The sequence below is a fragment of the Rhodoglobus sp. G.S.23 genome (genome assembly GCF_056675935.1).
In genome coordinates this window covers 326,233-353,197 of the sequence record NZ_CM155237.1, presented here as the reverse complement: position 1 = coordinate 353,197, position 26,965 = coordinate 326,233, and the positions used below count along the sequence as shown (strand labels likewise).

25 protein-coding genes and 2 pseudogenes are annotated in these 26,965 nt (G+C 59.9%); 11 read left to right on the top strand and 16 right to left on the bottom strand.

The genetic code is table 11. The annotated features are described in order from the left end of the window. Nucleotides 1-52: 52 nt before the first annotated feature. On the bottom strand, nucleotides 53-1,363 hold the full coding sequence (locus AC1ENN_RS01720; RefSeq protein ID WP_480406966.1) for an extracellular solute-binding protein: 1,311 nt from the start codon (nucleotides 1,361-1,363) through the stop codon (nucleotides 53-55). A 413-nt stretch (nucleotides 1,364-1,776) separates the two neighbouring features. On the opposite strand from AC1ENN_RS01720, the pseudogene AC1ENN_RS01715 reads away from it, so the two are divergent. After that, nucleotides 1,777-2,935, top strand: a pseudogene (locus AC1ENN_RS01715) (IS481 family transposase). A 321-nt stretch (nucleotides 2,936-3,256) separates the two neighbouring features. Here AC1ENN_RS01715 and AC1ENN_RS01710 read toward each other — a convergent pair. Continuing rightward, nucleotides 3,257-4,474, bottom strand: a pseudogene (locus AC1ENN_RS01710) (integrase core domain-containing protein). 319 nt (nucleotides 4,475-4,793) lie between these two features. On the opposite strand from AC1ENN_RS01710, the gene AC1ENN_RS01705 reads away from it, so the two are divergent. The 4 genes from AC1ENN_RS01705 to AC1ENN_RS01690 are packed head-to-tail and all read left to right on the top strand — an operon-like array spanning nucleotide 4,794 to nucleotide 8,017. After that, on the top strand, nucleotides 4,794-5,597 hold the full coding sequence (locus AC1ENN_RS01705) for an MTAP family purine nucleoside phosphorylase (protein ID WP_480406537.1): 804 nt from the start codon (nucleotides 4,794-4,796) through the stop codon (nucleotides 5,595-5,597). Further along, nucleotides 5,594-6,652, top strand: a complete 1,059-nt coding sequence (locus tag AC1ENN_RS01700) for an NAD-dependent epimerase/dehydratase family protein (RefSeq protein ID WP_480406536.1) — start codon at nucleotides 5,594-5,596, stop codon at nucleotides 6,650-6,652. Before AC1ENN_RS01705 ends, AC1ENN_RS01700 begins: the two co-directional genes overlap by 4 nt. A 4-nt stretch (nucleotides 6,653-6,656) precedes the next feature. Beyond that, entirely contained in the window at nucleotides 6,657-7,364 is a 708-nt protein-coding gene (locus tag AC1ENN_RS01695) for a glycosyltransferase family 2 protein (protein ID WP_480406535.1), read from the top strand. Further along, entirely contained in the window at nucleotides 7,364-8,017 is a 654-nt protein-coding gene (locus AC1ENN_RS01690) for a TIGR04282 family arsenosugar biosynthesis glycosyltransferase (RefSeq protein WP_480406534.1), read from the top strand. The genes AC1ENN_RS01695 and AC1ENN_RS01690 overlap by 1 nt, the downstream gene beginning before the upstream one ends. Here the strand turns inward: AC1ENN_RS01690 and AC1ENN_RS01685 are convergent. From AC1ENN_RS01685 to AC1ENN_RS01675, 3 genes are all read right to left on the bottom strand, one after another. Continuing rightward, nucleotides 8,014-9,174 carry a sensor histidine kinase gene (locus AC1ENN_RS01685; RefSeq protein WP_480406533.1) on the bottom strand — a complete coding sequence of 387 codons (1,161 nt, stop codon included), beginning with the start codon at nucleotides 9,172-9,174 and terminating at the stop codon, nucleotides 8,014-8,016. The two genes, AC1ENN_RS01690 and AC1ENN_RS01685, sit on opposite strands and share 4 nt — an antisense overlap. Further along, entirely contained in the window at nucleotides 9,171-9,902 is a 732-nt protein-coding gene (locus tag AC1ENN_RS01680; RefSeq protein WP_480406532.1) for a response regulator, read from the bottom strand. The genes AC1ENN_RS01685 and AC1ENN_RS01680 overlap by 4 nt, the downstream gene beginning before the upstream one ends. 80 nt (nucleotides 9,903-9,982) lie before the next feature. Then, complete coding sequence (locus AC1ENN_RS01675) at nucleotides 9,983-11,338, bottom strand: MFS transporter (RefSeq protein ID WP_480406531.1); 1,356 nt, start codon at nucleotides 11,336-11,338, stop codon at nucleotides 9,983-9,985. Nucleotides 11,339-11,536: 198 nt separating this feature from the next. Between AC1ENN_RS01675 and AC1ENN_RS01670 the strand changes: the two genes are divergently transcribed. Genes AC1ENN_RS01670 through AC1ENN_RS01650 form a run of 5 tightly spaced genes read left to right on the top strand, consistent with a single transcriptional unit; the run spans nucleotide 11,537 to nucleotide 15,652 of the window. After that, the gene (locus AC1ENN_RS01670; protein WP_480406530.1) at nucleotides 11,537-12,085 is read left to right on the top strand and encodes a DoxX family protein; all 549 of its coding nucleotides are present in this window, start codon (nucleotides 11,537-11,539) and stop codon (nucleotides 12,083-12,085) included. Between the two features lie 29 nt (nucleotides 12,086-12,114). Next, nucleotides 12,115-12,444: an Rv1678 family membrane protein gene (locus AC1ENN_RS01665; RefSeq protein WP_480406965.1), complete on the top strand. Its 330-nt coding sequence runs from the start codon at nucleotides 12,115-12,117 to the stop codon at nucleotides 12,442-12,444. A gap of 14 nt (nucleotides 12,445-12,458) precedes the next feature. Next, complete coding sequence (locus AC1ENN_RS01660; protein ID WP_480406529.1) at nucleotides 12,459-13,268, top strand: Rv1680 family SBP-like protein; 810 nt, start codon at nucleotides 12,459-12,461, stop codon at nucleotides 13,266-13,268. Nucleotides 13,269-13,273: 5 nt separating this feature from the next. Then, the gene (locus AC1ENN_RS01655; protein WP_480406528.1) at nucleotides 13,274-14,272 is read left to right on the top strand and encodes an Rv1681 family radical SAM protein; all 999 of its coding nucleotides are present in this window, start codon (nucleotides 13,274-13,276) and stop codon (nucleotides 14,270-14,272) included. Nucleotides 14,273-14,287: 15 nt separating this feature from the next. Continuing rightward, the gene (locus tag AC1ENN_RS01650) at nucleotides 14,288-15,652 is read left to right on the top strand and encodes a hypothetical protein (protein WP_480406527.1); all 1,365 of its coding nucleotides are present in this window, start codon (nucleotides 14,288-14,290) and stop codon (nucleotides 15,650-15,652) included. 109 nt (nucleotides 15,653-15,761) lie between these two features. Here the strand turns inward: AC1ENN_RS01650 and AC1ENN_RS01645 are convergent, their stop codons facing one another. Genes AC1ENN_RS01645 through AC1ENN_RS01635 form a run of 3 tightly spaced genes read right to left on the bottom strand, consistent with a single transcriptional unit; the run spans nucleotide 15,762 to nucleotide 17,703 of the window. Further along, nucleotides 15,762-16,622, bottom strand: coding sequence for an SDR family oxidoreductase (locus AC1ENN_RS01645; protein WP_480406526.1), 861 nt, complete (start codon nucleotides 16,620-16,622; stop codon nucleotides 15,762-15,764). Continuing rightward, nucleotides 16,622-17,065: a MarR family winged helix-turn-helix transcriptional regulator gene (locus AC1ENN_RS01640; RefSeq protein WP_480406525.1), complete on the bottom strand. Its 444-nt coding sequence runs from the start codon at nucleotides 17,063-17,065 to the stop codon at nucleotides 16,622-16,624. The genes AC1ENN_RS01645 and AC1ENN_RS01640 overlap by 1 nt, the downstream gene beginning before the upstream one ends. Continuing rightward, nucleotides 17,062-17,703: an NAD(P)-dependent oxidoreductase gene (locus tag AC1ENN_RS01635; RefSeq protein ID WP_480406524.1), complete on the bottom strand. Its 642-nt coding sequence runs from the start codon at nucleotides 17,701-17,703 to the stop codon at nucleotides 17,062-17,064. The genes AC1ENN_RS01640 and AC1ENN_RS01635 overlap by 4 nt, the downstream gene beginning before the upstream one ends. Nucleotides 17,704-17,956: 253 nt before the next feature. Between AC1ENN_RS01635 and AC1ENN_RS01630 the strand changes: the two genes are divergently transcribed. Further along, nucleotides 17,957-18,346, top strand: a complete 390-nt coding sequence (locus AC1ENN_RS01630; RefSeq protein ID WP_480406523.1) for a hypothetical protein — start codon at nucleotides 17,957-17,959, stop codon at nucleotides 18,344-18,346. Nucleotides 18,347-18,689: 343 nt separating this feature from the next. Here the strand turns inward: AC1ENN_RS01630 and AC1ENN_RS01625 are convergent, their stop codons facing one another. The 8 genes from AC1ENN_RS01625 to AC1ENN_RS01590 form a co-directional block, all read right to left on the bottom strand. Continuing rightward, a complete protein-coding gene (locus AC1ENN_RS01625) occupies nucleotides 18,690-19,568 on the bottom strand; it encodes a MurR/RpiR family transcriptional regulator (RefSeq protein WP_480406522.1) in 879 nt (292 codons plus the stop codon). Next, nucleotides 19,565-20,779 carry a M20/M25/M40 family metallo-hydrolase gene (locus AC1ENN_RS01620; protein WP_480406521.1) on the bottom strand — a complete coding sequence of 405 codons (1,215 nt, stop codon included), beginning with the start codon at nucleotides 20,777-20,779 and terminating at the stop codon, nucleotides 19,565-19,567. Before AC1ENN_RS01620 ends, AC1ENN_RS01625 begins: the two co-directional genes overlap by 4 nt. A 2-nt stretch (nucleotides 20,780-20,781) precedes the next feature. Continuing rightward, the gene (locus AC1ENN_RS01615) at nucleotides 20,782-21,546 is read right to left on the bottom strand and encodes an amino acid ABC transporter ATP-binding protein (protein WP_480406520.1); all 765 of its coding nucleotides are present in this window, start codon (nucleotides 21,544-21,546) and stop codon (nucleotides 20,782-20,784) included. Then, nucleotides 21,543-22,493 (bottom strand): amino acid ABC transporter permease, encoded by a 951-nt coding sequence (locus AC1ENN_RS01610; protein WP_480406519.1) that lies wholly within the window; start codon nucleotides 22,491-22,493, stop codon nucleotides 21,543-21,545. The genes AC1ENN_RS01615 and AC1ENN_RS01610 overlap by 4 nt, the downstream gene beginning before the upstream one ends. A gap of 30 nt (nucleotides 22,494-22,523) precedes the next feature. Then, nucleotides 22,524-23,480 (bottom strand): ABC transporter substrate-binding protein, encoded by a 957-nt coding sequence (locus tag AC1ENN_RS01605; RefSeq protein WP_480406518.1) that lies wholly within the window; start codon nucleotides 23,478-23,480, stop codon nucleotides 22,524-22,526. Between the two features lie 143 nt (nucleotides 23,481-23,623). Continuing rightward, nucleotides 23,624-24,931 carry a cyanophycinase gene (locus AC1ENN_RS01600; RefSeq protein ID WP_480406517.1) on the bottom strand — a complete coding sequence of 436 codons (1,308 nt, stop codon included), beginning with the start codon at nucleotides 24,929-24,931 and terminating at the stop codon, nucleotides 23,624-23,626. Nucleotides 24,932-25,152: 221 nt separating this feature from the next. After that, on the bottom strand, nucleotides 25,153-25,440 hold the full coding sequence (locus tag AC1ENN_RS01595) for a hypothetical protein (RefSeq protein ID WP_480406516.1): 288 nt from the start codon (nucleotides 25,438-25,440) through the stop codon (nucleotides 25,153-25,155). 261 nt (nucleotides 25,441-25,701) lie between these two features. Then, nucleotides 25,702-26,913, bottom strand: a complete 1,212-nt coding sequence (locus AC1ENN_RS01590; protein ID WP_480406515.1) for an integrase core domain-containing protein — start codon at nucleotides 26,911-26,913, stop codon at nucleotides 25,702-25,704. Between the last annotated feature and the right edge of the window lie 52 nt (nucleotides 26,914-26,965).

Below are 26,965 nucleotides of genomic sequence, written 5' to 3'. Positions count from 1 at the left end.
AATAGTGGGGCAGCCCGCAGATGCACGAGCTGCCCCTAGGTTGCAAAACTAGTTACTTGATGATCGCTTCAATTTGCGCCTTAGCTTCTTTCAGAAGCGCGGCGTTGTCAGCACCGGGTTCAACAGCCTTCTGGATCATCGGGGTGAGTACCGTGTTGACAATCTCTTGCCATTTCGGTGTTGCTGGCCGCGCGAACGTCGCGGGCGAGTTGAGCGTGGCGAGGATTGCTGGGTAGTTCTCCCTGCCCTCAACGTCGGCCTGAGATTCGAATGCAGAGATACGCGAGACGAGACCCAGCGAGGTGTCTACCGACAATTCGTTGTTCTCATACGCGAATGCGATGAAGTCTTTCGCTTGCTGCTGCTTAGTGGTTGCGGTCGGCACGGAGAGGTACCACGCGCCAGGTACGCCTGCAACGCCGCCCGGTCCCGCGATCATTGGCGCGGCACCAATGTTTCCCTTCACTGCAGCGTCGTCAGGGGTCTGCGTGTATGCGTGACCCCAGAACCGCATCATCGCCAAGTTGCCTTGGTAGAAGAGGTTCTGCGATCCTGCCCAATCGAGCTGCGAAGCGCCAGCCGGAGCGTAAGGAAGCAGGCTCGTGTAGAAATTCAGCGCTTCGAGATGCTCGGCACTGTCAATTGTCACTTCGCCGTTCGAGGGGTCAAGCACCATCTGGCTCTCGCCAGCCTGAGAAACAGTCGCTAGCCACTCAGTCTCAACAGCACCCTTTACGTCGGTACCGTACAGGTCAATCTGTCCGTCGCCGTCTGTGTCGCGAGTGAAGAACTTTGCGACATCGGTGTACTGCTCCCACGTAGTCGGTGCGGTAAGCGCGTAGCCGAATTCTGCCTCGAAGTCCGTCTTGTTCTTCGCATCGTTGAAAAGATCAGTGCGGTAGTAGAGAATCTCGGAATTGGTGAAGATCGGCATTCCGACGTAGTTACCTCCCACCTGCGCCTCTGAGACGAGGCCAGGGAAAAGGTCTGACTTCACATCGTCAGTGAATAGGTCGTTAAGAGGCGCGACACCGTCAGCGAATGCGCTGAGCCAGATTGCATCGAGTGCTGCGATGTCGAACGAAACGCTGCCGGAGCCTAGTTCGGTCTGGATGCGGTCATAGAGTCCGTCGTATGGCAGTTCGACGAGCTTGATGGTCGTTCCGGTCTCTTCTTTGTACAAGTCAGCGATCGGCTGAAGTTCTGCGAGCCCACCGCCTTCGACGAGAACTGTTAGTTCGTCGGACGAACTTCCGCTCGTTCCGCCGCCGACCCCACACCCGGAGAGTGCGAGCGCCGTCACTGAGAGGACAGCCGTTCCGAGTAATGCGGCACGGGTGCCGCGCATGTTGCGAAGCTTCATCACTTCGACTCCATTCTTTGGTAGCAGCATTGCTACGCGCTGTGATTGAGATCATCATATCGATGATAAAACGTTTTGGCAAAACGTCTTGGCACCATTCTGGGCGAAGTGCATTCCTTTGTCCACTGCCAAAATCAGCCAAAAATTATCTTGCATTGCGAAGTAGACCGCGACTAATGGCGTCGACAAGGAGTGGAACCGTACGCAGGTTCGGGATAGGGAGTTCGCGCATCGGAGACTACGGGAGGCTTCGCGCACCCAGAATGCACACGCGTACGTAGGGCATCGATTAACGACGAAAGCCCCACACGAATGTGAGGCTTTCAGCTGGTGCGCCCGGAGGTGTGTGGTTTCAGGACATAGGAAACCCCTGTCTCAAGACATAGGAAACTCTCGTCACGACACAGTGGATCATGTCGATAGCTCGCCTAGTCATCACCGCCGTTGTTCTCGAGGGCCGCACCCAAGCCGAAGTCGCCCGCGACTACGGGATCTCAAAAGGGTGGGTCAGCAAACTTGTTGCCCGCTACCGGATCGAGGGTGAGGCCGCGTTCGAGCAACATTCCCGCCGCCCCCCGCAATACCCCGAACGCAATCCCGGCCGGCAGCATCGATCTCATCCTGCACCTGCGCCACAACCTCACCATCCAAGGGATGGATGCCGGCCCTCACACCATCGCCTGGCACCTGAAACACCACCACCGACTGACGGTGTCTGCCTCGACGATCTGGCGCACCCTGAACCGTGCAGGACTCATCACCCCGGAACCTAAGAAGCGCCCAAAGTCGTCATACATTCGCTTTCAAGCAGAACTCCCCAACCAGTGTTGGCAATCCGACTTCACCCACTGGGCGCTAGCCGATGGCACCGATATCGAGATCCTCACCTGGCTAGATGACCACTCCCGCTACGCCCTCAGCTGCACCGCACACCACCCGGTGACCGTCACCGCAGTGCTGACCACATTCCGTGCCACCGCAACGATCTTCGGCCCACCAGCGGCCACTCTGACCGATAACGGGCTCGTTTTCACCGCCCGCTTCCGCAAGGGCCGCAACATCTTCGAGACCGAGCTGCACCATAGGAACATCGAACAGAAGAACGGACACCCCAACCACCCACAAAACCAAGGCAAAGTCGAACGATTTCAACAAACCATGAAGAAGGCCCTAGCCGGGAAACCCCGCGCGACCACCCTCACCGAACTCCAGCAACAGCTCGATGACTTCCGGAAGTACTACAACACCCAGCGACCCCACCGCTCACTACCGGGCATCACCCCAGCCGCCGCATACGCCGCCCGCCCGAAAGCAACACCCTCCGGCAGCAGAGCCGGACAACACAACCGGATCCGGCACGACATCATCGATAGCAACGGAAAACTCACCCTGCGCCACAACGGAAAACTGCACCACATCGGCATCGGACGAACCCACGCCCGAACCCCCGTGCTGATGCTGATCCAAGACCAAAACATCCACATCATCAACGCGACCACCGGCGAACTCCTACGCGAACTGACCCTCGACCCCGCCAAGGACTACCAACCCCAAAACCAAGAAAACCGCTGAACCCTAGGGGTTCAACGGTTTCCGATGTCCTGAGACAGGACACTGGTGCGCCCGGAGGGATTTGAACCCCCGGCCTATTGATCCGTAGTCGAAAACCATTCCCGCAGAACTATGCGGAAGTGGCGAAAATCACTGCAAACCACTGGTGACTTGGCGCGACTCCAATGCCGCGAGTTGACTGGGGTGCTCCCCAAGTGTGGGTGAAATGTGGGCACGGTTAACCTGACTATTACTCGACAAGAGTGTGATGTCTCAAGACATCGGTGACAGTTCTGCCTCAGGACATAGGTAACACTTCATGTCTTAGGACATCGGTAACACTCAGCGAGTTTTGCGTGGCCCGCGGGGTCCGTGGGGTCGGCCGCTGCCGACGTATTTGGTTCCGGGCGCCGGCCAGGGTTGCTCGATGAGCAGGGTGCCTTGGTCGTCGAAGACCATCAGGGAAGCGTCTGTCTTGACGAGGTAGGCGAGGGTGCCGAACAGGGTGCCGCTGACTTGGAAGCAGATCCCACGAATGAAGACGGTCCCGTTGTCTCGAATGCGTGTCAACCGAACACCGTCAGGCAGGATCGCAGCAGGCCTGGGTGTCGGGCGGGGCGGTTCGACTTTCGGTGTTGCCTCCCAAGCCTGCTGAGGTGTGATCCGACCGGGCAGCCCTTGGTGCGGACGCTCGGTGTTATAGATCTCACCGAAGCGATCAACCTGCTCCTGCAACTCCTCGAGACTCGCCGCGAGGGGCTGCTTATAGAGAACGCGGAACAGGGCCTGGTGGAAGCGTTCGTTCTTGCCTTATGTGGTCGGTTTATAGGGTTTGCCGGTGATCGGCTCCACCCCGAGCGAGGTGACATAGCCCACCAACTGACCCAGGACCCCGCGTCGGGACGGGTTTAACGCCGCCCCGATATCGCTCAGCAATCGCTGCGGAACACCGTGCGCGGTGATGCCTTTCGTCACGACGGCGATCGCACCGGCCGAGCTCTCACCCCACGCAACATGGGAGGCGATAGCGAGGCGGGAGTGGTCATCGATGAGTTGGAAGATCACGCATTTGCGGACACCCGTGAGCACATATTCGGTGCCATCAAGCTGCCAGCACGCGTTCGGCGCCGGATAAACAAACCGACGATATGACGCCCGCGGTTTCTTCTTCGGCTCCACCCGGGCAACCCCGGCGTCGCGGAAGATCCGCGCCAACGACGAGACCGCTGGCACCGGCTCCATCCGCAACAAGCGCATCTTCTCGTGAACACGGATCGGGCCATGATCCAAACCCGACTGCTCAAGAGCGGCACGAACGCCGACAGCTTGCACCTTCACCTCATCCGAGATCCGGTTCGGGCTCGCAGTCGGCCGACGGGTGCGAGGCTCAAGAGCTGCAGCCTGGCCCTCCGACCGCGCTCGTTTCCGGATCGCATAAAACGTCTTCCGCGCGATCTCGTGCTCGAGACAGAACGTCGTCACCGACCCCCGAAGCGCATCATCAGGCCACCGGGCGATTGCAAGACGGACACGAGGATCAACAGGTTGGACAGGGCTCATCCCTCAAACATTGATCAGAAGTGTCACCACTAAGACCCCCAGAACTGTCACCGACCTATTGGGGCAGAACCGTTACCGATGTCCTGAGACATCACAGTTTCTGAAGAAATATGTCGTGCAACAGAACCTCAGCGACATCACTCGGATGATAGACCCGGTTCAAATCCAGGTTTTCGAAGTTGGGCCTCCACTGCCCACCAGGGGCCTGCAGCTCGACGCATCAGATGCATCAATCGTTTCCCATAGTCCGCACCTTACGAAGCAGTGACAGCTTGGTGAAATTTCTCGCAGACTGGCGCGCTACAGGAGAAACTCAAATGTGACCACACTGCGCGCATCACTCGCTGTCATCGGCGGATCAGGACTGTACTCGCTCTTCGGCCCCGACGACGCGGAGCAGGAATATATCGAAACACCCTACGGCCCAGCAACGGTGTCCTTTGGGGGGCTAAGCGGGCGCATGGTGGCTTTCATCCCGCGCCATGGCAGTGGCCATTCCGTCGCGCCACACCTCATAAACTACCGCGCCAACATCTGGGCTCTCGGTTCAGTTGGTGTACGAGCCATCGTCTCAACGGCTGCCGTCGGCGCCGTGCATCCCGACTTCCCCATCGGCTCGCTCGTTCTCCCCGACCAGTACATCGACCGAACGCACGGCCGAGCCGCGACGTTCTATGACCGTGGCAGCGTGCAACATCTAGCTTCATCCGACCCGTTCTGTCCGTCGCTCCACGCGCTAGCCGTCGCCGCCACGGGCGATGAAGTGACAACTCAGGCCACGGTCGTGGTGATTCAGGGCCCCCGTTTTTCCACGCGCGCGGAGTCGCAATGGTTCCGCAGCATGGGCGGCCACCTCGTAAACATGACCTTGTATCCCGAAGTTCCGCTCGCAGCCGAGTTGAATATCGGAACCATCAACGTTGCATACATCACCGATAGCGACGCGACGGTATCTGATGAACAATTGAGCGCTGAACTGGTGTTTGCGCGTCTCAAGGAAGCCCAGCCACGAATCATCCGTGTGATCGAAAAAATCGTTGCGACGATCGATTCCGACTATTCCGCCGCCGAACTCATCGCACCGGGCGAGGTCGAGGCCGTGCTCGCTAGGCGTCCACAATGAGGTTGTTGGTAACCGGCGGCGCTGGATTCATTGGCTCAGCTGTCGTGCAATCTGCGCTCAAAGCCGGGTGGCAGGTTCGGGTCCTCGACTCGTTACGCGATGACGTACACGGCAGCGTTCCTTCCTTTTCGGATGACGTCGAGTTTGTCCGCGGCGACGTGCGTGATAGCGATACAGTTTCAGCCGCTTTGAGAGGAATCGACGCGGTTTCCCATCAGGCAGCCAAAGTGGGGTTAGGTATCAATTTCAATGATGCGCCCGACTACATCAGTTCGAACGACCTAGGCACCGCAACGCTTCTGGCAGCATTGGCCCGCACCTCGGTGCATCGGTTAGTGGTGGCAAGTTCAATGGTCGTATACGGCGAGGGTGCCTATCGCTCCTCCGCTGGAGTTTTGCGCCCGGCACCGCGTCGCGGAGAAGATCTCGATGCGGGCATATTCGATCCGCTCGGCCCCAATGGGGAGCAACTCGTCCCGGGTCTCATCGACGAAGATTCTGCACTTGACCCTCGAAATGTTTATGCAACAAGCAAGCTGGCCCAAGAGAACCTTGCCAGTGCGTGGGCCCGCACAACAGGCGGAGTTGCCGCCGCTCTTCGCTATCACAACGTTTACGGACCGGGGATGCCGCACAACACTCCGTACGCCGGGGTTGCGTCGCTCTTTCGCAGCGCAATCGAGCGCGGAGAAGCACCCCACGTGTTCGAGGATGGCAAGCAACGGCGTGACTTTGTTCACGTGCGAGATGTCGCGTCGGCGAACCTTGCCGCCCTCACTTGGAGTTCTCTCAGCGCTCCCGGAGCATTCAGAGCGTTCAACGTTGGCAGTGGCACGGTGCACACTATTGGTGACCTCGCGCAACAGCTCAGCACTCACTCTGGCGGTCGCTCACCCGTCATCACTGGTGAATACCGACTCGGTGACGTCCGCCACATCACAGCGTCGTCAGAGAGGCTTCGCATCGAACTCGGATGGTCGCCATTGGTGACATTCGACGAGGGTATGCGGGAGTTTGCGACCGCACCGTTGCGCGCAGCAGCTGCGAAGCGGTGATGTCGTGGGCACCCCACACATCGACGTGATCTTCCCCTGCCTCAACGAGGAACAAGCGTTGCCGTGGGTGCTCAGTCGGTTGCCCGCAGGGTTCCACGCCATCGTTGTCGACAATGGGTCAACAGATCGCTCAGCTGAAGTCGCCCGCTTACATGGTGCAACCGTTATCAGCGAGCCGCGGCGTGGGTTTGGCTCCGCCGCCCACGCCGGGTTGCTTGCGGCCACGGCACCCATTGTCACCTTCTGCGACGCGGATTCCTCCATGGATCCGGCCGACCTCCCTCTGCTAACCGCGAGAATCCTCGACGACACAAGCGATCTCGTCCTGGGGCGCCGACGACCGACTGACGCTCGCGCCTGGCCAGTGCATGCCAGAATCGCTAACGCAGCACTCGCCGTGCTGATGCGGCGAGCCACCGGCGTTCCATTGCACGACCTCGGGCCGATGCGGGCCGCACGACGAGACGCCATGCTCGCTCTTGACTTGCAAGATCGCCGCAGCGGCTACCCCCTCGAAACTCTTCTTCGAGGTGTCGCTACTGGTTGGCGAGTGCTCGAAATCGATGTGCCGTACTCACCACGATTGGGGAAGTCCAAAGTCACCGGCACAGCCCGCGGCACGATAACCGCGGTGCGCGATATGTCACGCCTGCTTGCGGCCGAACGCGCGCGGCAGCGAACCGCAGGTTACGAAGCAAGGAGCGCGCGCTAATGCCAAACACCGTTGCGCCACGCCCTCTCGTCACCCTCGTTGTCATTGCGAAAGAACCACGTGCTGGCTATTCAAAAACCCGACTAAGTCCTCCACTGAGCCTCGCGCAGGCCGCCGAACTGGCGGCAGCCTGTATCGACGACACCATCGCTGCTATCGCACACGTTCGTGCCGACCGACGCATCCTCTACTATCAGGGCACCGAAGTTCCGAAATCAGCCGGTGACATGCAAGTTCTTGCGCAGTCATCTGGCGGGCTCGATGAGCGACTGGCCTCACTCTTCGAGCACTGCACCGGACCCACACTCCTGATTGGCATGGATACGCCCCAGCTCACCGAAGCGCTGCTCGAGCCCGCCTGCGAATCGTGGCCAGACGATGTTGATGCCTGGCTGGGCCCCGCCCACGACGGCGGCTTTTGGGCGATCGGGATGCGCGAACCGCGTGGTGACCTGATCCGGGGTGTCGCCATGTCGACCGACCAGACTGGTGCACGTCAACTTGCTCGGTTGCACGAGGCGGGGCTGCGAGTGGGGCTACTCGATCCACTGAGCGACGTTGACACCTACGCGGATGCTGTTGCCGTTGCAAGTGACGCTCCGCACACGCGTTTCGCGCAGCTCTTCGCGACGATGCACGTTATTGGACGCTAAGCGGCGATTGGTTCATGTAGCGGCAGGCTGACATCGAACCGGCACCCACCGGGAATATTCCGCACTGACACCTCTCCCCGGTGTGCGGTGACAATTCCATGCACGATCGCTAGCCCCAAACCTGCGCCCGCGCTGTAAGCGACCGACCATTCACGCTCAGGGGTGCGGGATGCGGTCGCCCGCCATCCGGCATCAAAAATATTGGGCAGGTCGTGCTCGGGAATCCCACCGCCGGCATCCTCAATAGTCAACACAGCGTCGTTTCCTACCCCGAGAAGAGTCGCAATGCGTATCTCGCTGCCCGGTGGCGAGTGCTGAATTGCGTTCATTAACAGGTTTCCGACTACTCGCGAGAGTTCACGAGCATCCCCCGCTACGGTCGAGTCTGCCTGAAGAGCTTCGGCAATTGTCACTGAGCGGGCGCGCGCGACAGGGCCAAGTTCAGCTACCGCGTCACTGACAAGATCGTAAAGGGATACTGGTTGAACGTTCAACGTCAGTGTGCCGGATTGAATCTTCGAAAGCTCAAACAAGTCGTCGACCATCGCCGAAAGTTGGTCTACCTGAGAGAGCATCTGTCGGTGAAACCTTTGCGGGTCGTCAGCGAGTTGGTCGTCGAGAGCCTCCGTCATTGCTCGCAATCCGGCAAGGGGGGTTCGGAGGTCGTGAGAGATCCACGCGAAAAATTCGCGGCGGGATGCATCGACCGCATTGAGTTTCGTGCGCGCCTCGGCAAGTCGAGAATTTGCTAGCGCTAATTCGACTTCGAGTTCGAAGAACTCAGGGTTGCCCGTGCGAGCCGAAGGCACCTGCGCCGATCCGTCATTGCTCAAGGTGCGCACAAACTCTAGGAGCCGTCGGCTGTTTCGTGAAAATGTTCGGCCAAGAGCGAAGGCGACTCCCAGCGAAAACAGCCCGGAAAAGCCTGCGACATAGAACAGCACGAGTAAGTCATGGGCCGAAACGTACATGGCCCCAGCGGCCAAGGTCATGCCAACGATCATCGCGGCGATCGTTGACAACACGATCACCCAAATTTGTGCCCAGATCGGCGAACGCCGAGTAAGCCGCAACGCAAGCATGCCCAAAGCGCCCACTGCAGCGGCGGAAGCGATTGCAATCCCCACGATCGCGAAAAGGTCAGCGAAAGCGATCATGGTGTCTCCGAAAAATTGAGACGGTATCCGACGCCCCAGACGGTCGCGAGAATTGTTGGATGGGTGGGATCGGTTTCGATCTTTTCGCGCAGGCGTCGCACGGTAACCGTCACCGTCGACAAGTCACCGAATTCCCATCCCCACACAGATTTGAGGAGTTGCTCGCGGCTAAACGCTTGGCCGGGGTGCTTGAGTAAGAACGCAAGAAGGTCAAACTCGCGTGCGGTGAGAGCCAATTCTTCCCCGGCACGCACGATGCTATGAGCCGAGGCATCGAGCGTGAATTCACCCAGCGAGAAAGTAGCCTCCGGAGTAAGGTCGCCAATGCTGCGGCGAAGGATCGACTGCACCCTGAGGACGAGCTCTCTGGGGGAAAATGGTTTCGAGATGTAGTCATCTGCGCCTGCTTCAAGACCGGCGATCCTCTCATCAGGTGATCCCATCGCGGTCAGCAAAATAATGGGTACATCACCCCGGCTTCGGATGCGGCGGCACACTTCAGACCCGTCGATTCCTGGCAGCATCCGGTCAAGCACAATTAGGTCGGGGTGAAATCGTTCCGCAGCGTCAAGTGCGCCAAAACCATCAATCGCGGTGTTGACGATGAAGCCGGCCGCCCGAAGGTAGGTGCTCGTAACTTCAAGCACCGTTGGGTCATCTTCGACGACCAGAACTCGACGATCCGCGCGTTCGCGGTTTTGTCGGGTCACGGTGGCTGGGGTACTCACGTCATAAGAATAGGTTCGGGGTCGCCAGCGCGATAGGGCTTCATGCTCGGGCGCCCCGACCGTCTTCACTTTGTCACTCTTTAGACGTTGGCCTTTCGCCCAGGGGATAAGACTTCCAAGCTGACCCCGCGAGCCTCTGTTCCGAACTTCCACCAGATTGCGCCAGCGGCTGCACCGATGAGCCAGAAGAGGCCCAGGATGCTGAACATCACACCGATGCCCCACACCGTTGCGGCGACAGCAAGAACGACCTGGCCGATGATCGCGCCGATACGTCCAACCGCAATAACGGCGCCAATCCCGGTTGCGCGCAGGTGTGTGGGAAACAATTCTGAAAACGTTGGATAGGCAGACACCCACGCGCAGGTGGCAAAGAACGCCGCGATAGTGAACGCCGCGACGACGACGAAGACGGAGCCGGTGGCAGCGGCCAGCGCACACCCGACCATGCTCACTGCGGCGAGAGCATACGAGAATGTGACAGTAGGTTTTCGACCGATCTTGTCGAGAGCGAAGGATACGAGGATGCCACCGGCGAGCGCCCCGAAGTTAGCAATCAGGAAGTAGTACGGCAGGGCACCATCTTCGACGGGAACTGCACCAGTCGAAGCCGAGAAAACGAGGATGCTCATGGCGGTAAATAGGCCGTAATAGCCAGCTGCTTCGGAGAAATCGAGAGCCATTCCGAAGAGCAATCGCCCCCGATAGCGCGACCACAGTTCGTGGAGTCGTGATTTTCCGGAGGAAGCTCCGGCCAGCTCGACGTAGCCATTCGGGCTGGAGATTCCCGTGATGTTGGTGACGACGTCATCCGCTTCTTTCAGCCTGCCGTGTGAGGCAAGCCACCGTGGAGATTCAGGGATAAGCCTGCGCGCGAGGAGCCCATAGAGCGCACTAACTACACCGAAAAGTAGGGTGTAGCGCCACGTCAGATTGAGGGTTGAGATGATCACAATCGAGATGAAGCTCGCAAGAATTCCGCCAACAGCCCAAAAGCTCATCACGAGTCCATTGCTGCGTCCCCGGTTGCGGGCCGGGGTGAACTCCGAGATCGCTGAGGTAACCGCCGAATATTCGCCGCCAACGCCCAGTGCTGTGATGAAGCGAAACAGGATGAAAAGTGTGAAGTCTTGAGCTGTCGCCGTAGCGATAGCGGCAACGGAATAGAGGATGAGAGTCGCGACAAAGAGACGCTTTCGACCTATTCGATCCGCCAAGTAGCCGAAGCCGAGAGCGCCGAGTGCGATACCGCCAAACCACACGATATTGATCCACACCGATTGGGTGCTATCGAGCAAGAATTCTTTCTGGATGCCCGGGATTACTGACCCGATTATTTGGACTTCAAAAGCATCGAGCATCCACCCGATTCCTAGCGCAGTTGCAATGCGGGTGTGGATTGGTCTCCACGCCGTTGCATCTAATCGTGACGCCATGTTCTTTCTCCTTGAGCGACGATGGGCCGCAGCTCGACCCGCGTTGAGCGTATTGAGCACTGGCGAACAGTGGGGTGATTCTGGCTCAACCGTAAGAACTCCGTAAGAAACTGGAGTAGTCGTCACCACTCCGTAAGGAAATTGCCTTCCGTGCGACCCCCGACGCGGAGTTGAATGGCTCCAGCGGAAAGGAACTCCATGAACGCGACGACAGCGAGTCCTGTCAGCGGCCGCGCTCTCTACAGCACAGGGCCGCGCTTTTCCGGTGCATCGTTAGCGCTCTTACGAATCGGCGTTGCTGTGCTCTGGATGCAGAATGCGGCGTGGAAAGTTCCCCCCGATTTCGGGCGTGAAGCCGATAAGGGACTTTACTTTTGGGCGACTCACGCCGTCGACTACCCAGTATTCGCCCCTTACTCCTGGTTCGTTGAGACGATCTTTCTCCCCAATATCGAAATCTTCGGATGGGGCGTGCTGCTTGCCGAAACCGCCCTGGGAGCGTTCCTCCTCATTGGCCTAGCGACTCGACTGTGGGCTCTGATCGGCATCGCACAGACAATCGCGATCACGCTGTCAGTGCTGAATACTCCGAACGAGTGGCACTGGTCGTACTACTTGATGCTGCTGGCGCACGTAGTTTTGTTCGCTACCGCTGCTGGTCGACACTTCGGAATCGATGGCATTTTGCGTCCCCGTTGGTTGCCCTCGAAGCGACCACTAGCGCGAGTGTTGGTGAGGGCATCATGAGTGAGCATCGCAATCACCTGGCCACGATAGTGCTGGGCTCGGCAGCGATCGTGAGTCTCATTTTTGTCATTACTGCTCCCCTGGGTGCACCGTTCAACCTCATCCATGTACGGGGCGTCAGCGTTGCAGTGTTGGCAGTTGTGGGCATTGTCGCGATTCTTGGCGGTGCGCTGAAACGCCCCATTCTGGGCCTGATAGCGGGCATCGGTATTGTCACTGCCGCTCTTCTTCAGCTATTTCAGCTCGGTCAATCAATCAATTTTCTCGCTGGTGACGCTTCAACGGTCGCGTTGTTTGGTGGTCTCGGTATCGGATTGGTGAGCGTCTGGCTCGCCGATCGCTCATCTTCTGCGCTGTGAAAGGAAACTCCTCTGTGAAACCGTTACTCATTGGTGCTGTCGCTTATACGCCAAACGTCGTGACAATTTGGGAAGGTATCCGCGATTATTTCGCCGAAACCGATACTCCGATGGACTTCATTTTGTTCTCGAATTACGGTCGGCAAGTTGATGCCCTCATCGATGGCACGATCGACATCGCGTGGAATACGAACTTGGCGTGGGTGCGTACGGTGGCGCAGACCGAGGGCCACTGTGTGGCGCTCGCCACTCGCGATACTGACACTGTTTTTCAGACGATGTTTGTGGCGCGGGCTGGTGCCGGCATGAAAGACCTCGAGAGCCTTCGAGGTCGCCGACTCGCGCTTGGCTCGAAGGATTCTGCCCAAGCGGCTATTCTTCCCGTGCATTTTCTGGCCGAAGCAGGTCTCGCGGAAGGCGATATTGATTTTCTGCGCATCAATAGTGATGTCGGAAAGCATGGCGATACGGGTCGCAGTGAACTCGACGCCCTTCGCGCGGTTCTCGATGACCAAGCGGATGCTGCAGCAATCGGTATCAACACGTGGGAGGCGATTGGGCGCGATCAATTGATGCCCGGCGCCTTTGAGATCTTTTGGCAGTCTCCGACCTACAGCCACTGCAACTTCACTGCCCTCGACACCCTCACTGATGAGCGGGTGCAGCCGTGGGTTGACCGGCTGTTGGCGATGGATTGGGAGAACCCGGTGCACCGCCCCATCCTCGAGATGGAAGGCCTCAGGCAGTGGGTCTTACCCAAGCTTGAGGGCTACAAGTCGCTGTTTGAGGCAGTCGAGACTCAGGGGATTACGCCACGATGGTAAATGCGATGCTGGTTCTAGATCTCGTCGAGCGTGCCAAGACGGTGCCGACTGGCGCAACGTTCACAGTGGCGTTGAGCGGGATTGAAGCAGATCTGACCGCGGCTACGGCCACCATCGCCGGTTGGTGTGAGCGCACCGGCAATGAACTTATTTCGGCGACAGCCCACGAGGCGACAGTGCGACACGGTCGGGCACCTGACCCTCTCGCCGGGATCGACCCCGACCAGTTGCCGGGCACACGGCTGTGGATGTACACCAACTTCGACTGCAATTTGGCCTGCGATTACTGCTGTGTGCGATCGTCTCCACAAACGGAACGGCGTGCGTTGGGGGTTGACCGTGTTGCTCAGCTCGCTGCCGAGGCGGTGGAGGCTGGGGTGAAAGAGCTGATCCTTACTGGCGGCGAACCATTCCTGTTGCCCGACATCGATGAAGTGGTTGCGGCCTGTGCCGTTCATCTCCCCACGACCCTCCTGACCAACGGAATGCTCTTTCAGGGTCACCGACTAGAGCGATTGCGGGCAATGGACCGCGAGCGGGTAACTCTGCAAATTAGTCTCGACTCCGGCACCCCCGAAGCACACGACAGCCACCGCGGTACGGGCTCATGGCAGCGCGCCGTTAACGGCATCCGAATTGCTCATGAGGAAGGGTTCCGGGTGAAAGTAGCCGCGACTCTTCCCGCAGAACAGATCCATGAACTTGAGCCGTTTCATGCGTTCCTTGATTCGATCGGTATTTCGCGTGAAGATCAGGTGATTCGTGCGCTTGCCCACCGCGGGGTCTCAGAATCAGGGCTCGAACTCACCGTCGAAACACTCATCCCCGAAGTGACCATCACGGCGGAGGGAGTTTATTGGCATCCGGTGGCCGCCGATCACGATGACCAATTGGTCACTCGTCAGATTTTTCCGCTTAAGAACGCGATCGATCAGGTGCGAGCAGAATTTATCGAGTACCGGATGAGAGCTGACGCTGCCGCCGCGTGGTTTCCCTGCGCCTAAGCACTGGTCGATCGGATGCGCGACAACACGGTGCGGCAGAAACGACACCTAGCGTCTCCGCGCCCAGGGCCAACAGCTCTCTGGGGTTTGGCTGCGGCGATTGTGCTTATTGCCGTCGCAATAACGATTCCCGCGCTAACCGGCTGGAACGTCTATGCGAATCATTTTCCACCGCTGCACGCGCTGTGGATGCCCCACGTCGGGCCGGGAACTATTCCCGCGATTGTTCTTGCGATTATTCTCATCCGCTGGGGAAGCGCGGCGGCCTCACGAGCATCCTGGACTACATTATTGCCAGCGAGCTTCGCCGCATCTCTATTGTGGCTGGCGAGCCTCGCTCTCGTCGATGGCCCGTCGGGGTTAGGCGCGATTCTTAACAGCGGTCACGAATATCTCCCTGTTGCGCGCAGGGTTACCGATGTTGGGGTGATGCTCCAGGAGTACATTTCGCGCATCCCCCTCGACGCCACCAACAACTGGCCGACGCATGTTGCTGGCCATCCGCCCGGCGCACTGTTGTTCTTTTGGGTGTTGGCGCAATGGAGGCTCGGGAATTGGCTGGCAGCGGGCATCATCGTCATCGTGCTTGGCGCTTCTGTTCCGGTTGCCGTTCTGGTGACGCTTCGACAATTGGATGCGGAGTCTCACGCTCGCGCTGCTGCTCCCTTTCTCGTAGCTGGCCCCGCGGCGATTTGGATGGCCGTGTCGGCCGATGGGATGTTTACGGCATTCGCTGCGTGGGGGCTGTGTCTGCTGGCAATGGCTGCCTCGGCGAAATCAAATCGGGCGGTGGCTGGCTGGGGTGTGGCTGCCGGATTCATTTTGGGATTCTGTGTTTTCTTGTCGTACGGTCTGATCTTGATCGGTGTGCTCGCGATCGTGATCCTTGTCGTGGCAAAGGATTGGAGACCGTTACCGTGGGCTCTCGCCTCCGCAGCGATTGTGGCAGTCGCATTCGCCATAGCTGGTTTTGCGTGGTGGGAGGCGTACCCCGTGATAGTCGAGCGTTATTGGGATGGCATTGCAACCCGTCGACCACTTGAGTACTGGATCTGGGCAAACGTTGCAGCCCTCGCGATCAGCGCCGGCCCCGTTCTGGGTGCCTCCATCGCCTCAACAGCGTCCCGGCTTCGCCACTTCAGGAATAACGTGGCACAGGACCGGGTAGTGATGTGGTTGGCCGCCGCAGCACTCACCTCCGTGTTGCTTGCCGACCTCTCGGGAATGAGCAAAGGAGAAGTTGAACGAATTTGGCTACCCTTCGTGCCCTGGATTCTGATCGCCACCGCGTGGGTCCCCCCACACCTCCGTCAAGGAATCTTCGCAACCCAACTGCTCTTCGCGCTGCTCGCGCAACACCTCCTGTTCACGGGATGGTGAGTTGAGGCTTGGTTTGTCGGAGCTGCCTCCAATTCGCATAATCTCGACGACGTGGCTTTGCTGGGTAAAGCTGACCGGCGAGTGGACCGCCTGAACGTGGCGGCTGGGGTCACTGATCCCAGGCTGAACGCTCGCGTTCCGCGAACTCGCGAAAAGTAGTGGCGTGCTGCCCGGTGAGGCGCCGGACTGTTCGGTTGGGGAAGGCGGAGATGTTAAACCGCACGATGCGGTAGATCATCTTCTGCACGGCAATGTAGTCGTCGGGTTTGCCCTGAGTGTGCAGGCGGGAGAGATACTCGGTCTCGCTGGGTCGCCGGTAGTGGATGCTTCGCCCGAGCACGTCGCTAAGGATGGAAGCGACGTTGCGGTACGTGAGGCTCTGCTCGCCCGAGAGCGTGTATGCCTGTTTGATGTGACCGGGTTCGGTGAGCACGGCCGCGGCAACGCGACCGATATCGCGGGCATCGATGAACGCGGTGAACGAGTGCCCGGCGGGCACGAAGACGTCATCCTCGTCACGGATCTCTGACGCGTGGGTCGTAGACAGGTTCTGCATGAAAAAGTTGGGGCGCAGCGACGTATACGGCGCACCAGTGCTCTTCAAATATTGCTCGACGGCGTAGTGCGGGGTGCTGCGGTTCTGTTGCACACCCTGCAACGACAGGAACACAATCTGTTGGATGCCACGACGTTGGGCAGCATCGATGACCGGAAACAAGTACTTCTGCACATCGGCGATTGCGGGAGGTCGCATCAGGAATAGTCGGTCGCATCCCTCCAGCGCCTGATCGAGTTCAGATGGCGACATAGAGAAATCGAAGTGGCGCGCATCCACGCCCTCACGAAGATGAGCCGCATCGTCAGCGTTGCGCACGGCACCGAGCACGGATGCTCCGCGCTTAAGTAGAAACTCCGTCACGGCGTCGCCAACGGTGCCATTCGCGCCGGTCACTAGAACACTTCCGGTCATTAGTTCTTCTCCGTCGTGATGCGATTCATGAGGTCGGCGAGTGTCGTCAATTCGGCCGATGTTAAGGCTGCGAATCTGGGTCGCAGGCGTTCGGCGGTGGCTCCTTCGAAGTGCTCGACCTCGTCGCGAGCGGCGCGGGAAAGCACGATGATGCGCGAGCGGGCATCATCGGGGTTGACTCCTATGTCGACCTGCCCATTCGTCCGGAGCGTGTCGACCAGTTGAGTGACAGCACCGGCGGACACAGCGAGGAGGTCCGCGAGCCGCCCAGGGGTTAGGCCGGACGACGTTCGGGCGAGGAAGAACAGCACCGCCAGTTGTGTGCCGGTCAGTACCCGGCCTTCGAAGGGACGCCGCTGCTCTGACGACAGCACTCGACTGAGCGATGCCACAGCCCCGAGCACGGTACGCACTGGGTCGACAGCCGCCTCGCCGGCGCTCATCGGGCGCTGACGAACGGCATCTCGTGCACGTACTGGCGATCGTCAATCTGGGCGATGAGAAACTTAGCGAGGTCGTCGCGACTGATCTTTGTGGTGCTGTCGCCACCCACCCAGCCGACCCCGTACGAGCCTGTTCCCGGCTCTTCAGTCAGGCGCGGCCCGCGCACGACCGTCCACTCCATCCCACTCTGCTTCAAGAGCTCTAAGTGTGCTTCGGCATCCGCGAGCACCTGACCTGCCAGCAACTTTAGGAGGCCACGGATGATTCGATCAGGAAGTTTCGGCTGGTCCTTGCCCTCGGCGCGCAAGCCTCCGCCCGAGAGGGTCACGATCCGGGTGATCCCGTGATGCTTCATCGCTTCGAGGATCAGCCGGGTGCCAGCGGCCTGAACGTCATCTGGGGAGCCCTTCACATGCCCGACAACGCTGAGCACAGCATCCGCTCCCTCCACCACACGATCGACGGACCGTGCATCGAGCACATCCCCCTGAATTACGGTGAGTCGATCATCAACGACGGCGATCTTGGCGGGGTCGCGCGCGAGTGCGCGCACCGAGAGCCCCTGCGCTAGAGCTTGATCGAGCACACGGCGACCGGTCTTGCCGGTCGCGCCAAACAGAGCAATGGTTGAAGTCATGCAATTACTTTAGCAGCTAAAGCATAGGCTCCTGTGGGGTGCGGGCATCGGCTGATTCGCAGGTCTGGTCACGTCCCGCTGGTGTGGACTTTTCAACCCCGTGCGGCAATCTGTTCCTGCTGCGGCAGCGTCGATTTCTGCGAACCCTCAGGCGACCACCAACCCCAACAAGACAAGAGGGTCTGCTGATCGCGATCAATGAGACTGGCAACGTGCTGACCTGGCAATGGTCGAGTGGGGGATCTGTTGCTGCGTGGACAGCTCCGCTGGAACAGATCCCACACCTGAGGTTCTCGTCTCTGACGGCGGCACAGGACTACCCACAGTGCTAGCAACAGTCTGGCCCGAGACGAAACATCAGCGGTGCTTGTTCCCCCTGCAGACGAACATCACCCGGCACCTGACCCACAACCCCCGCACGACCAGCTGCCTAGAGGTCGGCATCAATAGCCAGATCCGTGCACTGCTGCGTCGCCACCGCGGCATGAACGAACAACACCGACGACGAGCCATCGAGTGGTACCTCACCCTCCACGACCGCGACATCGACAGCGCTCTGAACTCACCACACACGACGCGGCTAAAGCACCCAACCACACCGCCGAGGAACCCGACGGCCCAGCCCTCGATGACACCGCGCTAACAGCAGAAGAAGGCCTCTGGCTACGAAACGGATGGGCCGGCAGCCACTGACCCGCCCGAACCATCCACTCTTTTGGGCCTATAAGCCGAAGAAGTCCTCTGGGCCAGATCAGGATGGGCCGGCCGAGCATGACTCGCCCGACCCCATCCACACGTTTTGGCCTATAAGCCAGAAGTCGACTGAGTTAGACGTGTCGTTTACAGTGGGATCCTGTCGGTGAGAACGGGTGAAGGTACGAGGGCAGCCAAGGGACATCCGCTGCTCCAATCTATGCCAATACCCTCGACGGTGCTCGAATTCCCGCCATCGCCGCAGACGGCAGGTTCTCCCCAGAATCGTGCTCCTAGTAGAGACCCAGTTCGTCGGCAGTCGCTTCCGTCCGGCGCATCCGTTCGGTCGCGGGATCGCCCAACGATTCGAGGCATCCGGCAATCACCGCTTCGACGAGAGCCAAACCGGGGCTCATTGCATCAAACGGGGAAGGCGAATCGGTTTGGCTGGCGAGCACCACCGTCGCATCTAACGCTATCGGCGAGAGCCACGAATCGGTGAAAAGTACGACGGGCGTGTGACGCGTCGCGGCCCGAGTCGCCAGTGCACGCGTTCCCTCCTCATAGCGGCGGTAGTCAAACAGGACAAGGACGTCGGCGCGACCGATGCCGGTCATGGCCGCGGCGCGCGCGCTGGGTTCCTCCGGAAGGAGGGTGACGCCCGCCCGCAGCATTTGAAGATGCTGCGCCAGATACCGTGCGAAGAGGCCACCGAAGCGGCCACCGGCCAGCCACACCTGACCACGAGCGCCAGCGAGAGCGGCGACACCGGCTTCGAAATCGTGAGGAGCGACCTCAGCGAAGGTGCCGGCGATGGCACGAGTGGTTGTCTCGGCTGCTCGGGCGAGAATGCTCGTTTCCTCCGCATTTCTCGCGCCGGACGCCGACAGGTCGCGGTCGTAGATCGCCATGGGTGACGCGGAACGTTGGTCGAGGTCATCTCGCATCGCCTGTTGGAATTCCGGAAAACCGGTAAAGCCGAATCGAACGGCGAACCGCACCACCGTCGGACCACTTACGCCAGCACGAGCGGCGAGTTTGGCAACAGTCTCGAACCCTGCCGACGGCGAAGAGGCGAGCAGAACCCGGGCAACTTTACGTTCAGCGGGGGTGCAATCACCCATTCCGCGGCGGATCCTCTCAGTGACAGACACGTGTTCTTCTGACGTCATCGTGCCCCTCTCGAACTCTCATCATCGTAGCGCGAGACCTCGACAATAAGCGCTGAAAGCAGGGCGACGCGCTGGGGAACCGTGGTCAGGTCGATCCACTCGTCGTCGGTGTGGTCTCCTCCTCCGATGGGGCCCAAACCGTCGAGGGTTGAAACTCCGGTCGCCGCGACAAAGTTCGCGTCGGATACTCCACCGGTCGCCGCAACTTGAAGGTTCACGCCCAGGTCGGCGGCAAGTCTAGTTGCGATGCGTGCGAGATCGCGTGTCGAATCGATTTCTAAGGGAGGGCAGACATCCAGCCGTTTCGCGGTGATTACCGCGCCCGAGACGTGTGGCGTTCGTGCGCGCTCGTCAATGGCATCGAGGACCCCGACCAGATCAGTAATGCGCTCGGCGCGCACCTCAACGGTCAATTGCGCTGAACCAGGGACAATGTTCACCCTGCTCCCTGCGGCAATGGTGCCAACGTTAACTGAAAGGCCTGGGGCTGATCCCGACAACGCCTGCAATTCGAGGAGAAGGTGCGCCGCTTCCACAGCCGCATTGACCCCTCGCTCTGGTTCCACTCCCGAATGCGCAGTGCGGCCCCGCACGTCGATGTGCACATCGGCGACTCCCTTGCGCGACCCCACAATGTCCCCATTCTCGCGCGCGCATTCCATGCAGAAAGCGACATCGCTCGTCGAGGCAAGTTGCGCCAGAATGGCCCGACTTGCGGGTGAGCCCACCTCTTCGTCGGGGGTTAGAGCGATGACGAGTTCCCCAAAACCATCCCAACCCGAGTCGGCTAACACCCTCGCAGCGGCGAACGCGGCCGCGATGCCACCCTTGTCATCGCTGACGCCAGGACCATACGCGCGTCCGGCATGCTCGCTATAGGGGCGTTTCGCCGATTCTCCCTGGTCGAAGACTGTGTCCATGTGGGCAAAGAGAAGGACGCGGTTCGTGCCCGTGCCTGTTAGTCGGGCGATGATCACGGGGCCGTAGGCTTGTCCGCCGACCGGTTCCGTCTCGTGAGCCGACACGGAGAAGCCCTCCTGAGCGAGACGTTCGGTGCACCAGACGGCGACTGCTTCGACGCCAGCAGCGTGCTGGGAGCCAGAATCGATCGCGACAAGCGCGGCGAGGTCGTGGCGGAAGGCGTGGTCGAGTGAGCGTGCAGAACTGAGAAGAATCTCGGCGGTCGGCACAGCGATGATGGATTCCGTCATCGTTAGAGCACCTTGGAGAGGAAGGATCGGGTGCGCTCTTCACAAGGATCGACAAGGACCGTTTGAGGGTCACCAGTTTCGACGATGACACCTTCGTCCATAAACACGGCGACATCTCCCACTTCGCGGGCGAAGCCGATCTCGTGGGTGACCACGATCATCGTCATCCCGGATTCGGCCAGCCTACGCATCACATCGAGAACTTCGCCGACAAGTTCCGGATCCAATGCTGATGTCGGTTCATCGAACAGCATCAGCTCGGGTTCCATCGCCAGCGCGCGAGCTATCGCGACGCGTTGCTGCTGACCGCCAGACAGAGCAGATGGATACACGTCGGCCTTATCCGAGAGACCGACTTCATCGAGCAGCTCAAGCGCGCGACGGCGGGTGTCGGACTTCGATCGGCCGAGCACCTGCACCGGGGCCTCAGCGACATTTTCCAGAGCGGTCATATGAGGAAACAGGTTGAAGCGTTGGAACACCATCCCGACACGTCGTCGCTGAGCAGCGACCTCGGTTTCGCGGAGCTCGTGCAGGCGGCCACCGCGCTCGGCGTAGCCGACGGTGTCGCCAGCAACCCGGATCGTTCCGGCGTCGATTTTCTCTAGGTGATTGATGCAGCGAAGGAAGGTGGACTTGCCCGACCCACTCGGCCCGAGAAGGCACGCAACTTGGCCCTGTTCAACCGCGAGGTTGATGCCTTTCAGTACTTCGAGTGATCCGAAGCGCTTGTGCACGTCGATCGCTTCGACCATGGGGTTTGTCATTTCGTTCCATTCTTCCGAAGGCGTAGGAACCATCCCGCCACGCCGACACGGCGCCCCGCGACTCCGCGGCCGTAGCGGCGTTCGAGCCACATTTGCGGCACGTTGAGAACGCTGGTGAGCACGAGGTACCAGATGGCAGCGACGACCAGCAGTGGGATGATTTTGTAGTTCTGGGCATAGGCGGCTTGCAGGTTGGACATGAGGTCGTGACCGGCGATTACTGAAACGAGCGCGGTGGTCTTCAGCATGGTGATAACCTCGTTGCCCATCGGGGGCACGATGACTCGCATCGCCTGTGGGAGCACAATTCGCCGCAGTGTTTTGGCCGGCGACATGCCTAGGGAGTGTGCGGCTTCGGTTTGTCCCAGGTCGACCGACTGGATGCCAGCGCGCACGATCTCCGAGGCGTATGCCATTTCATTGAGTCCGAGGGCAAGCAGCGCGGCCACCGTTGCGGGGATGATGTCCGAAGTGGACACCGACCAAAATTCCATACTCGTGAAGGGGATACCAATCACGAGCTTGGGCACGAAGGCTCCGATAAAGCCCCAGAAGATTAGCTGCAGAAGCACGGGTGTTCCACGAAAAACCCAGACAAAAAGGCCGCTGACAACCTGCAGCACAGGGTTCGGCGAGATCCTCATCACAGCAACGACGATGCCGCCGCTCAGGCCGATCACCATGGCTGCCACGGTGAGGTAGAGGGTGGTGGCGAGGCCGCTGAGGGTGAGCGGAGCGAAGAGGTACTCTCCGACGGTCGGCCAGTCGAGGTTCGGGTTTTGCGCGATCGAGACGAGCAGACTCGTGGTGAAGAGCGCGACGATGATGGCCGCCACCCAGCGGCCCGGATGCCGCAGGGGAACGGCTTGGGTGGGAGTTGGGCGCGACCCGCCCGCGGGATGTGATCCCGCGGGCGGTGTTGCGACGGGCTGCTGCGTTGAAGTCATGGTCACTTCCAATGAGAGTGGATCGAGATCCTAGGACTTGGCGGCATTGATGGTTGCCGCGTCGATTGCGATGCCTTCAACACCGTATGCCTCGAGGATGGTCATGTAAGTGCCGTCATCCATCAGGGACTGAAGGGCCAGTTGGATGGCATCGGCGAGATCCGAGTCGGCGTTCAACACACCAATTCCGTTGAGTGTCGAGTCGTAGCCGGTCGGTGCCTTCGGGTCTTCGATGACCTCAAAGGTGTTGCCGTCATTGGCCGTCTTTGCGACGAAGCCGGCCGATGGCTTCGTCAGTACGCTCGCAATGACTTTGCCGCTGGTGATCGCGAGCTGCGCGTCTGAGTCTTTGGGGTACTCCGACAGTGCGATCGCACCCTTTCCTGCGGCAGCGCATTCGTCTTGCCACACGGCGACGAGGTCAATCTGACTGGCTCCGGACTGGACTGCGAGCTTCTGCCCGCACAGATCTAGGTAGGTTCCTATGCTGGCGGGATTACCTTTTTTTACCAGGATTCCGGTTCCGGATGCGGAGTAGTCGACGAAAGTGAGTACGTCCATCCGGTCGACGCTCGAGGTCATTGCCGAGATCGCGACCTGGACTTTGCCGGCTTGCAGCGCCGGGATGATGCCGTCGAACTTCTGCTGTTCGAAATCGAAGTTGATGCCGAGCTTTGCGCCGATTGCCTGACCGAGGTCGTAGTCCACGCCGGTGATGACGTCAGATCCTTCGCTTTCGAACATCTCGAAGGGTGCGTACGGCACATCGGTGGCTACCTTCAGGGAACCAGCGTCAATGTATTTCTGCGGTAGAGCCGCGCGTGCAGCATCGTCGACGCTGATTGTGACACCTGCTACCTCGACGGGCTTGGCTGCTGAATCTCCGGGTTCGGAGGCCGGACTGCACCCTGTAGTGAAGAGTGCGGTGGTTGCAAGGATGGCCGCGCCCACGAGAGTGCGGCGAGTGTGCTGGGAATGTAGTGCCATGAGATGCCCTTCCTTTGGCCGCTCTTCGTTGAGCGACTCGTCACGATCAGTATGTAACAAACGTTTCTTAATTGCCAGTATTCCAACAAATTGTAACAACAACGGCCGCACCCGAATGGATGCGGCCGTTGTTCCGGACCGAGCTACTCGCTCGACTGAATTGCGAGCTTCACGTTCGAGAACGAGATCACTCCCGCTGGGGTGGTCCACGCCTGGGTGAACCGATCGCCGCGCAGAGACGTGGTGAACTGCGGTTCGATCTCGAGACTGTTCCCGCTGCCTTCGCGGCTCGTTGCGCTCACGACCGAGCGACCGAGATCGCGTAGCGTGTACTCGCTACCGTCGCCATCGATTGAATCCCAAACATCCTCGACGGGTGCCACAGCGGCCGCAGTCGTCAAAACGGCCGTCGATCCTGGCGCGCGCCGAGTGAGGCCGGCGCGGAGATTGAGAGTATCTCCCGCAGTCAGGTAGCTCCACCGCACGCCAGAGACACCTGCGTCATTCGATCGGGCGAACCGGAGGTCGAGCAGCGATGCCCCATTGACGCCGATCACCGTCGCGTGCTGAGTACGACGGTCCACGACGACGGCGGTTGTCTCGTCGACACCGAGTACGAGCCTGTGTCCCGTCTCGAGGGCGAGCTTCACCGCACGCCCCTGCCGCCCCCACGTCGTGAAATGGCTGTCTAGCATCACGGAGTCAATGAAGCCGAAGCCCCCAGATGGAAGGTAGCCGAGCTCGGACGCATCGTCGAGGTACCCCGCGGTAGCGCCGTCCCGCCATCCCTCGTAGGATTCACCGCCCGTGATCATGTCTGCCCCCTGCAGGATCGTGAGTCCCGCACTGACTCCGGAGACCACCCCTCGATCGGCTACCTCGCGGAGTGCGCTGAGAACGGGCGTGTCGGTGCAGTTGGTGAATGCCTCTCGCGCGGCATCCTCGCAGTTCTGGAGAGTGCGCACATACCGCATCTGGTCGCCACCGCCGAAGAAGACACCAGTGCTTTCGCGCACCGCCGCAGCTACTGCTGGATCATTCGCCCGGTCGGGCGTGTACTCATCCCCGGGGTAGTCGACGGCTCCATCGATCGGCACCGCGTAGGTCTCGGCACCGAAGCGTTGGAACAGTGACGAATAGTAGATTCCATTCGCGGCTGCATTGTTGAGTTCGTCATTAGCTGCATCCTCTGGGGTGCTTGCATCGGTGGATGCTGCTGTCACGATCGCGATTCTGGCCTTGGCCGGGCCAGATCCATCTGGATCAGCCTTCGCCACAATGGCGGAGAGGATATCCGCGTTCTCGGCCAGATTTCCGCCAATGAGGACAGCGGTAGGGCGGATTCTGTTCTTCCATGTTGTGGCGGTGGGCGATGCTGCAGCAGGGACGCTTGATGCGACAAGCATGACGGTGACCAAGCCCACTAGGGGTGGCAAATAGCGATGATCCACGATGATCTCCTTGAAATGAATGTTTCAGAATGATGCAGATTGCGTGGAAGCATAATAGAAATTTCAGCCACCGCCTACCCCTGTGCAGCACATTTTCTACCATGAGTAGCCAAAAACGCAGTGCCTGGCGTCCTTGTTGACTCGAGACCAGCGGCTCATATACCTGCTCCACAGATGGCCGCTTAGATGGTCAAGTTCAGCAGGGGGTCAGGTTCCGCTAGCTAGGTTCCCGCTATCTGGGGAGAGAGATCGGCGCCTTCCGCGATATTCACACTGGTGACGGCGCAGGCCTCTTCGCTGGTCAGTCGACGGGTGAGCGCCCAGACCAAGAAAGCGATGGATGCGGCAGCCAGATACGGTTGGATGGGTTCGAAGAATTGCAGGGCGCCCCTAGTGCCCAGAGCGATCAGGACAAGTTTGTTGCATACAGGGCAACCGACGGCGAAGAAGGACACGATCGCCCCTGCCCCTCCGGGTCTGCTGCACTGATCAGCAACGAATGAAGACATCTTGAACTGCCAAACCCATAGCCCCTCGACCAGAGGTCAATAGGTCACTTCTACGCGGTAGACCTAATCTCAGGCAAACACTGGGCCGGGACAAGTCGCAAAGGCCGCATCTCGGCCGGAATCCGACCCAGAACTTTGTGAAGTGTGGGCACAATGTGGGCAAACAAAAAACAGGCCTGACCGTGTGATGTATCAGGACATGCCTGACAACTCTGCATCAGGACATCTCTGACAGTTTCTGCATCGGGACATCTCTGACACTTAGAGGGTTCCGGGTTGTCGTCCTCTGGGCCGACCGGAGCGGACGTATTTGGTTCCGGGTTTCGGCCAGCGGTGTTTCATGATCTCGGTGCCTTGGTCGTCGAAGATCAGCAGGTGCTGGTCGGTCTCGACGAGATAGACGCTCTGGCCGGCGAGGAGCCGGGTGACATGGAACCGGGTTTGCCGGACTTGGACGATGCCGTTGACGGCGACCGTCGTGCGGCGGATTCCGTCCCAGCCAACGGGTCGTATTTGGTTTCGTGGCCTGGGTGGGTCTGCTTTCGGTGTTGCCTCCCAAGCCTGAAGCGGGGTGATCCGTCCGGGCAGTCCCTGATGGGGCCGCTCGGTGTTGTAGATCTGGTCGAACTCATCGACCTGGCCCTGCAACTCCTCGAGGGTGCCGGCGAGGGGTTGTTTGTCGAGGAACCGGAACAGAGTCTGGTGGAAGCGTTCGTTCTTGCCCTGCGTGGTCGGCTTATAGAGCTTGCCGGTGATCGCCTCAACGCCGAGCCTGCTGACATAGGTAACGAGCTGACCGACCGCTCCGCGCCTCGACGGGTTCAGGGCGGCCCCGTTATCGGTGAGCAGGCGCTGCAGAACACCGTGGGCCTGGATGCCTTTCTTCACGACCGCGATCGCGCCTTCTGAGGTTTCACCCCAAGCAACATGGGAGGCGACCGCGCGGCGGGAGTGGTCGTCGATGAGTTGGAAGATCACGCATTTGCGCCCAGCGGTGAGGACATATTCGGTGCCGTCGAGCTGCCAGCACGCGTTCGGCGCTGGATAAACGAACCGCCGGAACGACGCCCGCGGCTTCTTCCGCGGTTCCACCCGGGCAACCCCGGCATCGCGGAAGATTCGCGATAGTGCTGCCGTCGACGGGACCGGCGTCATTCCCAACGCGCGCATTTTATCGTGAACACTGATCGGCCCATGATCAAGCCCCGACTGCTCCAGCGCGGCCCGAACCCCGATCGCCTGAGCCTTCACGTCGTCAGCGGTTCGGTTCGGGCTCGACCTCGGCCGACGAGTTCGAGGCTCAAGGGCCGCCGCCTGACCCTCCACGAGCGCCCGCCATTTTATCGCGTAGAACGTCTCCCGGGAGATGCGGTGCTCCGCGCAGAACGTGCTCACCGCACCCCGCGGAGCATCGGGCGGCCACTGCGTAATAGCAAGACGGACACGAGGATCAACAGGCTCAATACGACTCATGCCTCAAACAATGACGGGAAGTGTCAGGACCAAAGACCGCTGAAAGGTCAGA